Source organism: Flavobacterium sp. (genome assembly GCF_036405015.1).
In the GTDB taxonomy this organism is placed as follows: domain Bacteria; phylum Bacteroidota; class Bacteroidia; order Flavobacteriales; family Flavobacteriaceae; genus Flavobacterium.
The window spans coordinates 24923-32639 of sequence record NZ_DASWYK010000216.1 but is presented as its reverse complement, the minus strand read 5'-3'; the positions used below and the strand labels follow the sequence as shown (position 1 = coordinate 32639).

Genomic DNA, 7717 nt, shown 5'->3' with positions numbered 1-7717 from the left:
TAATCTCAAAACTATATTCAATTTTGCCTGAATTAAATCTTGATTTAAACATTGAGCCGTTTGCATATCCACATTAATATTATATAGAATGAATATAGAGATTAAAAGCAAAAAAGCCTGTGAAATAACTTCACAGGCTTTTTTGTCTATATAAATCCAGCATTACATTTTTGGAAGCAGCACCGCATCCACAACATGAATAACGCCATTTGACTGGTTCACATCGGAAATGGTAACTTTTGATTTATTGCCGTTCTCATCGGTAATATACAGGTCTTTGCCTTCCATCCATGCAGTCAGGATTCCTCCGCTGACAGTTTTTAAAGATGCTTTCCCTTTGCCAGCCTTTATCGCTTTGGCAATATCAGAAGCGTTCATCTTACCTGCCACCACATGATAGGTCAAGATTGTCTGTAAAGTTTTAATATTTTCCGGTTTCAGTAAATTATCAACTGTCCCTGCAGGCAGTTTGGCAAAAGCTTCATTTGTTGGAGCAAAAACGGTAAAAGGCCCTTTGCCCTTAAGAGTTTCAACCAGCCCTGCCGCTTTCACTGCCGCTACAAGTGTGGTGTGGTCTTTTGAGTTTACCGCATTTTCAATAATGTTTTTGCTTGGATACATAGCAGCTCCACCAACCATTACCGTTTTCTGTGCAGAAGAAGTAAATCCAAATCCAAGTGCCAAGACTGCCAAAGCTAAAAATTTTCTAGTTTTCATGATTATTTTTTTAAAAGTTATAATCTCATTTACGCTTTAAATTTCCATTCGGTTTTTAATTTTTACAGGAAAATTCAATATTATTTAGAAACAGCTGATAATAGGTGTTTTAAGAAACAAAAAAAAGCGATTACTTTAAGAAATGAAAATGCAGCGGCACAGATGCAAAACTGCGCAAGTGCAGCTAATCCCGATTCCTCCCCAAAAAATAAGCCGGATTTTGTTAATTTTAAACTATCTCATTTTTGGGCAAAATTGCCCCATAACACGTTTTTGTAAACTGTAGCTGCAGGAAATTCACTCTTTATGAAACCTTGCGCCGAAACTGCATTGCCTGAGGCTGGGTGTTGGTTTATTCCTAAATTGTTGCAAAGCTTCCATATTGCCCGCCGCAACGGAAATCCTTTTGCGCGCGTTAGCGGCGCAAAGACAGAAAACACGGCGGGTAGCTTCCGGAAAATTATTTTACAGAATGGATAATGCCCAACATTCCCAATTGGATTCGCCGGCAATTCCCTATCTTTACACCAAGCTGCGGCTTTAAAAGAAAATTGAAATTTATTTAAGCTTTAAATACAATCTATGACTCAAGAAGAATTGCTGGCCCTTATCTACAAAAAAGACGAAAGGGCTTTTACCCATCTGTATGATATGTATTCGAAAAGTTTGTTTTCGGTCATCAGCGTACTGATTAAAAATCGGGAAGAAGCCGAAGATGTCCTTCAGGAAGTTTTTGTCAAAATCTGGAAAAACATCGACATGTACAGCGAAACCAAAGGACGGTTCTACACATGGATCCTAAATATTGCAAGGAATACATCGATTGACAGGCTTCGTTCCAAAAATTTCAATGACGGCCAGAAAAACCTTTCCTCTGATAATTTCGTACATCTGTTGGATGACAGCAACAAATTAACCAATAAAATTGATGCAATAGGAATTCAGGAATTCGTAAAAAAACTCAAACCGAAATGCATTGAGATTATTGATCTGCTGTTCTTTAAAGGATACACCCAGCTGGAGACCTCAGAAAAATTGGCAATCCCTCTGGGCACTGTCAAAACACAGAATAGGAACTGCATCAACGATCTGAGAAAATATTTAAAGATATAATGGAAGCAAAACAATATATTGAGTCAGGCATTTTAGAACTATATGTTTACGGCCTGCTGTCAGAAAAAGAGAATTTAGAAATTTCCGAACTGGCCAAAAAAAATCCGGATATAGAAAATGAAATCATTTCGATAGAAAAAGCTGTTATAGCCTTATCATCAAGTTTCTCCCCTTTTCACTCGGCTGCCAACTTCGAGAAGATCAAAGCGAATTTAGAACTTAAGGATAGTAAAACTATCGATATCAAAGAAGCCTCAAACTGGAGGCAGTATGCAGGCTGGGCTGCTGCCGTGCTGCTGCTGCTTGGTTTTGGCTACCAGACTTTGGAATTAACCAAATCCAGACAAGCTGCAGGTGAAGCCGGTACTGAAAAAAATAAAATCCAAAGAGATTATGCCTATTTAAGCGAGCAGAATAAAGAAACGGAAAAAAACCTGAGCATAGTAAGGGATATTAAAAACACAGGGGTTACCCTTAGCGGCCAGGCAGCTTCCCCTTCTTCTTTTGCAAAAGTGTATTGGAACAAACAAACAAAAACGACCTACATCGACGCGGCAGGACTGCCGGCCCCTCCAAAAGGAATGGTTTATCAGGTATGGTCATTAAAATTAAGTCCTGTGCTTACCCCGACAAGCATCGGCCTATTGGATAATTTTAAAGCCAACCCGCAAAAAATGTTCGCTGTCAGCCAAACCGATTCAGCAGAAGCTTTTGGAATTACACTCGAGCCGGAAGGCGGAAGCCCGACACCAACAATGGAGCAGCTTTATACTTTAGGGAAAGTATAGCCTTATGAGCATTCCAAACTAAAAAGCGCATATTGAATCGGATCAATATGCGCTTTTTAGATTTGCATTTTTTTAGCTGTAATCCTTTTTACAGTTTTATCTTCCTACGTTTTTTTTACAGAGAAATAAACGGAAATAAATCAATTTTTAGCTCCAGTGAAAAAACATTCAATGAAGTGAGTTTAAATATTTATATCTGTCTCCGTAATGGTATTACATCCTTAACTCTGGGAGATAAAAAATTAAATACTATGGCCTTAATATTCTTCCCATCCCTTTGTGAAATATAAAGACCGAAAAACATACATTTCAGTCTTGTTTATGATCAAAACTAACGATTCAGAATTATCTATAAAACAAATAACTGTCTATTAAGAAATGTTACTGCGCATTTCAAACGGGCGTCCAGCTACTATACAGCTAACCTTCAAATCCTATTACCTATTTTTTCATAATGTATAACTAATTGATCACTGTCAATCTTTTCCTATGGAATAATCGATCTTTAATTTGAATACACTCTGGCTAAATTTGGATCTGACACGGGATTTAAGTTTAGCAAATTTTCATCACCGGCTATTATTATGACTTTATCGACTACAAGATTTATAACTCTCCGAAGATGGGTTGCCTTCTTCGTAATCATTTTGGACGCATATATTCAATAGTCACCAAAACCTAACTAGCGCATACCAGCTATTAGCGAAAGTGTTTACTTTTCTGTTTTAAATGTCCAATATCTTTTTACGGCAAAATCTCTTAATTTACTTGCTTTTTTAGTTTTTTGACTTTTACTTGTTACTTGACTGAAGTCAATATGTGAATGTCCTTCAAAAGGTACATCATCATCATTTTTAGTAAACGGCGTAACAGAAATTATTTCGTCTTCTGTCAGAGATAAAATACCATAAGAAGTATATTTAGTTACAAAATGTTCATAAGACTCTTTTGCGGAAAATTTATTACCATTATATACTGATAATTTATCCTCATCTTTTTCAGTAGGATTAAAGGCGCCTGATGACACAACGATAGATTCTTCTTTAAAGGCTTGATTAGACACAATATCATTAACAACAAAGGACGGATGTATTTGTCTATGCAGTAACTTTTTACTTTCTATTAAACAATCATTTTTATTAAATCATTTTAATTCCTTCCAACCTTCTTTATTGCCTAATTCAATTATTTCTTCTCTATTTATAGCTTTTATAATTCCTCATACGTCTTGTCTATAAGAAAAGACAAAGCTTCTTCCACGTGCTTGCGTCCCTTTTCGGATTGCATATCCAAACCCGAAAAAGAGCTTCCATTAACAACTGCATAAAGATTAAGATAATATAAACCAGACACCAGAAGGGCCGTAATAGCACGAAATTTTTCGGCATTTTTGCCAAAGTGTGGATCGAATATCGCTTTAAACAATTCGTCACCATTCTCTTCCTGCAACTCGGTCATTTTTCGCAGTGCAGGGCGCTCTTCGGAAAGGCGCCAAAGCAGTAATTTTTGCAATTCTTCGTTCTCGTGAACATACCTAAATTGGTTATACAGCATTTCTTTCAGCAAAACTTTTCCACCGTCTTTAGAATTCCTCTGTATTTTTTCAGTCGACACATTACTCCAATAGTCTTGCGAGCGGATGTAGGTGTCCATCAAGCCGTCTAATCCGCCAAAATAAGTGTAAATCATTTTTTTGTCTACACCCGCTTCGGAAGCGATGTTATTTATTTTCAAGCCAGTAAAACCTTGGGTCTTCAATATTTTTCCTACCGCCTCCAAAAATTTTGTTTTGCTGCGTTCCTTGTTTCGCACTGTCCCGGAAACCTCTTTTCTTTCCATTTTAAATCAAGCTTTAGATATCAATCATAAATTTTCAGCAAAAATTAAAACACCGTTTGGTGTTTTATTAATACATTTGTAAAAATAACCAATAGAACCTTTAAATAAAAAAATTATGCAGACAACTCAAATTAAAAACTTAACCAACGAGCAATTGTTAAAACGAAGAAACTTATTGAAGGGCGTGGCCATTGGATTTTTAACAATTGCGGCTCTTTCGGCGGGTATCCTAATTTACCTGTACGCTGTCAAAGGTTTTGAAAACTTTAATATCGCGACGCTCATTCCTATTTTTGCTTTACCCGTAACCTTGATGCCTGTATTGAGCAGTTTATCTATGCTCGGCAAAGAAATCAAAGCAAGGGGTTTGAAATAACTCACTGGTTTTCATAATAAATCTAAAAAGCCCCGTTCTACCAGGTGTTCTTAAACGTACTGCGCATTTCGTAGAGCGGGGAATTAAATTTTGTTCAATGCCATGGGCAAAATCCCTTCCTTTTACATTTTCAAGTAATACAGTTAAACCATACTTAGTAATCTCAGCTGCTGAATATCGTAGATAGACTTACTGTTTTACTGCCCACATACAAAATGGAGCTGATACCTTTTTTGCACTTAAAGCGAACTGCGTTAGTTTTAAAAATATTTGTTTTAAATGAGTGAACAATTTGTACCGTGCAAACTAAATAACTTTACAGCCAGGAAAAAGCAAGAACCTCCTACAGTTTAGAATTTAAAATCTCAGCTGCGAAGATGAGCATACACTGCGGCAGCATTGCCTAGGTTGCGGAAGAATTAGAAATAACAGGCCCCCTCTTGGGCATTGGAGGAAATCTTTAAAGAAGTAAACTTGCGCTAAAACAATCTGCTGCTTCGGAGATTGTAAAAATGAAATTTCAAGACCGCACAAACAGATAAAGAAACTCAAAATCGAGCAGGATATTCTAAAAAAAAAGGCTCTAAGCATCTTCTCCAAGAAATATGGGTCGATTGCAATTCATCAAAGAACACTCAAATTAATTTTCTGTTTAGAAGATATACGAGATTTTTCAACTGCACCACAGCAGCTTCAACAGATGGCGAAATGGACTTCCGACAAGCAGGGCAACGCACAAAGTTTTTATCATCTTCTAAATAATTAGAATTTACCAATGGAGCCAATGCCGTTATGGAAGCGCAAGAATTTCTAAAGAATTATCAATACCAGGCATACAGGCATCACGAGGTCTTAGCGGTAAGATCCTAATTTCTTGGCTACATGTGAGATATTATCTCTTTCATAACTTAATTGGACAGCTTTTTCTTTGAAATTGCACTCATAAGTTTTACCATTCTCTTTCATGCTCTAAAGTTAAGATTTAGTTTAACTAGAACTCCATGATACGTTAGCACAACAATACTCTCTAGATCATTAAATAATTTCTAAAACATTAGCATATGACGCTGCAGGCCTATGATTTGGAAAATATACTTCCAGAAATTCTTCGTGCTGTTTAAACTTCAGTTTTTCTCCTGTACTTACCAGTCTTATTTCTGCTATTTTTTCAGAACGATATTTTGATGCTTTTCCTAAACTTTTAATAGCTGCAATACCATTTTCTGGCCAGGACATTACAGTAGCATAAAGTATCTTGTTTTTTTGTGCAAAACGAATATCTTCAGAAGTATATGGTTTCCCTTTGCCTTCATTGAAACCCTGCGCTTTCAATTCTCCTGCACTTTGCTGCTGGGGTCCTTCTCCAAATATTTTCCATGGACGTGTTCCATAGATACTTTTCCCATTGGCTTTCATCCAAATACCGATTTCTAAAACAATCTGACGCTCTAATTCATCAATACTTCCATCTCCTCTAACTGGTATATTAAGCATTAAATTTCCATTTTTACTTACTACATCTATCAAGGTATGGATAACAGTTTTTGCAGATTTATATCTCTTATCTGTATAAACTCTTCTGTCATAATGCCAATTACCAATACAGGTATCGGTCTGCCATGGCAGTGGTTCAATGCTGTTGCTCTGTCCTTTTTCAATATCCCAGACCATTGCTTTTCGCTGCTGTTCATTTAATATCTTTCCAGTTACAACGGTCTGTACTTTTTTATTTTTCTTAAGGCTTTTATTATACAAATGAGCTGCTATCCTGAGTCCTGCATCGCTTACGGGCCAAAGCGGTAATGCTGTATCATCAAAATAAACCAGATCGGGATTGTATTTATCGATTAACTCAATTGTACGGTCGTGAAAATTCTCCATATAGGCTTCTGAAGGTTTTGCTACACCATTACCCCAGTCCCACTGGCTGTGAATTTTACTATTATCTAAACTTCCTTCACTCAATGGGTGATTTTGTGCGTATAATTCCTGAGGATCCAAGCCTTCCCACCAAGTGCCGATTCCATCTGCTTTGGTAAGTTTTCCATCATAAGAAACTCCAGCTAAAGGCCCCTTTTTGTCTGAACGCTGCGAAGTTTCAAACCAGCTCCATGCATGTGCGGCGTGAACACTAACAGCAAAAGGAAGACCTGCTTTTCTTGCCGCTTTTTCCCATCCCGCTATAATATCTTTTTTAGGACCTATTTTAGTCGAATTCCAATTCGGCTGGTATGTGCTGTCATATAAATCTAAATTATCATGGTGGTTGGCCATTGCCATAAAATATCTAGCTCCTGAGTCTTTGTATAAATTAACTAATTCCTCTGGATTCCAATTGTCAGCTTTCCATACATTGATCACATCTTTAAAACCAAATTTTGAAGGATGACCATATTTTTCAACATGGTATTTGTACTGCCAGGAATCTTCCTGATACATTCCTCTGGCATACCAGTCGCCAGCTTCGGGCTCACATTGAGGTCCCCAATGTGCCCACATCCCGAATTTAGCATCCCTAAACCAGTCAGGAACCTGATATTTACTTAATGAATCCCAGGTCGGCTCAAATATTCCTCCCTCTAAAATAGACGCACTGAATATTTGTGTTCTCCCTAATAAAGGCGATAAATACAATCCGGCAAGAGCGGTTATACCAAGTTTTAAAGCATTTCTTCTGTCCATATTTTTATATTTGGAATAATAATTTATATATTTCCGTTTATAATAAATCAATTAAGATTGAATATGTATTTACAAAAAAACTGTCTTTTTTATACATATACTATATTATTTAGAAATAAATTTAATTATACATTTTTTATAGCATAAATTTTCAAACAAACAAAAACAAATATAATCTAGTAATACAACTATATAATTACAC

At 36.5% G+C, this 7717-nt stretch carries 7 protein-coding genes; 3 read left to right on the top strand and 4 right to left on the bottom strand.

The window, feature by feature from the left end; translation table 11 throughout:
* Positions 1-162 precede the first annotated feature (162 nt).
* Positions 163-717: a fasciclin domain-containing protein gene (locus VGE71_RS18740; RefSeq protein ID WP_331139666.1), complete on the bottom strand. Its 555-nt coding sequence runs from the start codon at positions 715-717 to the stop codon at positions 163-165.
* Positions 718-1299: 582 nt separating this feature from the next.
* Between VGE71_RS18740 and VGE71_RS18735 the strand changes: the two genes are divergently transcribed.
* Positions 1300-1830: an RNA polymerase sigma factor gene (locus VGE71_RS18735; protein ID WP_331139665.1), complete on the top strand. Its 531-nt coding sequence runs from the start codon at positions 1300-1302 to the stop codon at positions 1828-1830.
* Positions 1830-2618 (top strand): anti-sigma factor, encoded by a 789-nt coding sequence (locus VGE71_RS18730; RefSeq protein ID WP_331139664.1) that lies wholly within the window; start codon positions 1830-1832, stop codon positions 2616-2618. The genes VGE71_RS18735 and VGE71_RS18730 overlap by 1 nt, the downstream gene beginning before the upstream one ends.
* A 712-nt stretch (positions 2619-3330) precedes the next feature.
* Here the strand turns inward: VGE71_RS18730 and VGE71_RS18725 are convergent.
* A complete protein-coding gene (locus VGE71_RS18725; RefSeq protein ID WP_331139663.1) occupies positions 3331-3681 on the bottom strand; it encodes a hypothetical protein in 351 nt (116 codons plus the stop codon).
* 146 nt (positions 3682-3827) lie between these two features.
* Entirely contained in the window at positions 3828-4457 is a 630-nt protein-coding gene (locus VGE71_RS18720) for a TetR/AcrR family transcriptional regulator (RefSeq protein ID WP_331139662.1), read from the bottom strand.
* Positions 4458-4572: 115 nt separating this feature from the next.
* On the opposite strand from VGE71_RS18720, the gene VGE71_RS18715 reads away from it, so the two are divergent.
* A complete protein-coding gene (locus tag VGE71_RS18715; RefSeq protein WP_331139661.1) occupies positions 4573-4833 on the top strand; it encodes a hypothetical protein in 261 nt (86 codons plus the stop codon).
* Positions 4834-5868: 1035 nt separating this feature from the next.
* On the opposite strand, the gene VGE71_RS18710 is transcribed toward VGE71_RS18715, so the two are convergent.
* Complete coding sequence (locus VGE71_RS18710) at positions 5869-7515, bottom strand: alpha-L-fucosidase (RefSeq protein ID WP_331139660.1); 1647 nt, start codon at positions 7513-7515, stop codon at positions 5869-5871.
* Positions 7516-7717 lie beyond the last annotated feature (202 nt).

What these genes read in the sequence shown, in the direction of transcription:
- VGE71_RS18715 (WP_331139661.1), top strand. Translation starts at nt 4,573, where the DNA reads ATGCAGACAACTCAAATTAAAAACTTAACCAACGAGCAATTGTTAAAA.
- VGE71_RS18710 (WP_331139660.1), bottom strand. Translation starts at nt 7,515, where the DNA reads ATGGACAGAAGAAATGCTTTAAAACTTGGTATAACCGCTCTTGCCGGA.
- VGE71_RS18740 (WP_331139666.1), bottom strand. Translation starts at nt 717, where the DNA reads ATGAAAACTAGAAAATTTTTAGCTTTGGCAGTCTTGGCACTTGGATTT.
- VGE71_RS18720 (WP_331139662.1), bottom strand. Translation starts at nt 4,457, where the DNA reads ATGGAAAGAAAAGAGGTTTCCGGGACAGTGCGAAACAAGGAACGCAGC.
- VGE71_RS18735 (WP_331139665.1), top strand. Translation starts at nt 1,300, where the DNA reads ATGACTCAAGAAGAATTGCTGGCCCTTATCTACAAAAAAGACGAAAGG.
- VGE71_RS18730 (WP_331139664.1), top strand. Translation starts at nt 1,830, where the DNA reads ATGGAAGCAAAACAATATATTGAGTCAGGCATTTTAGAACTATATGTT.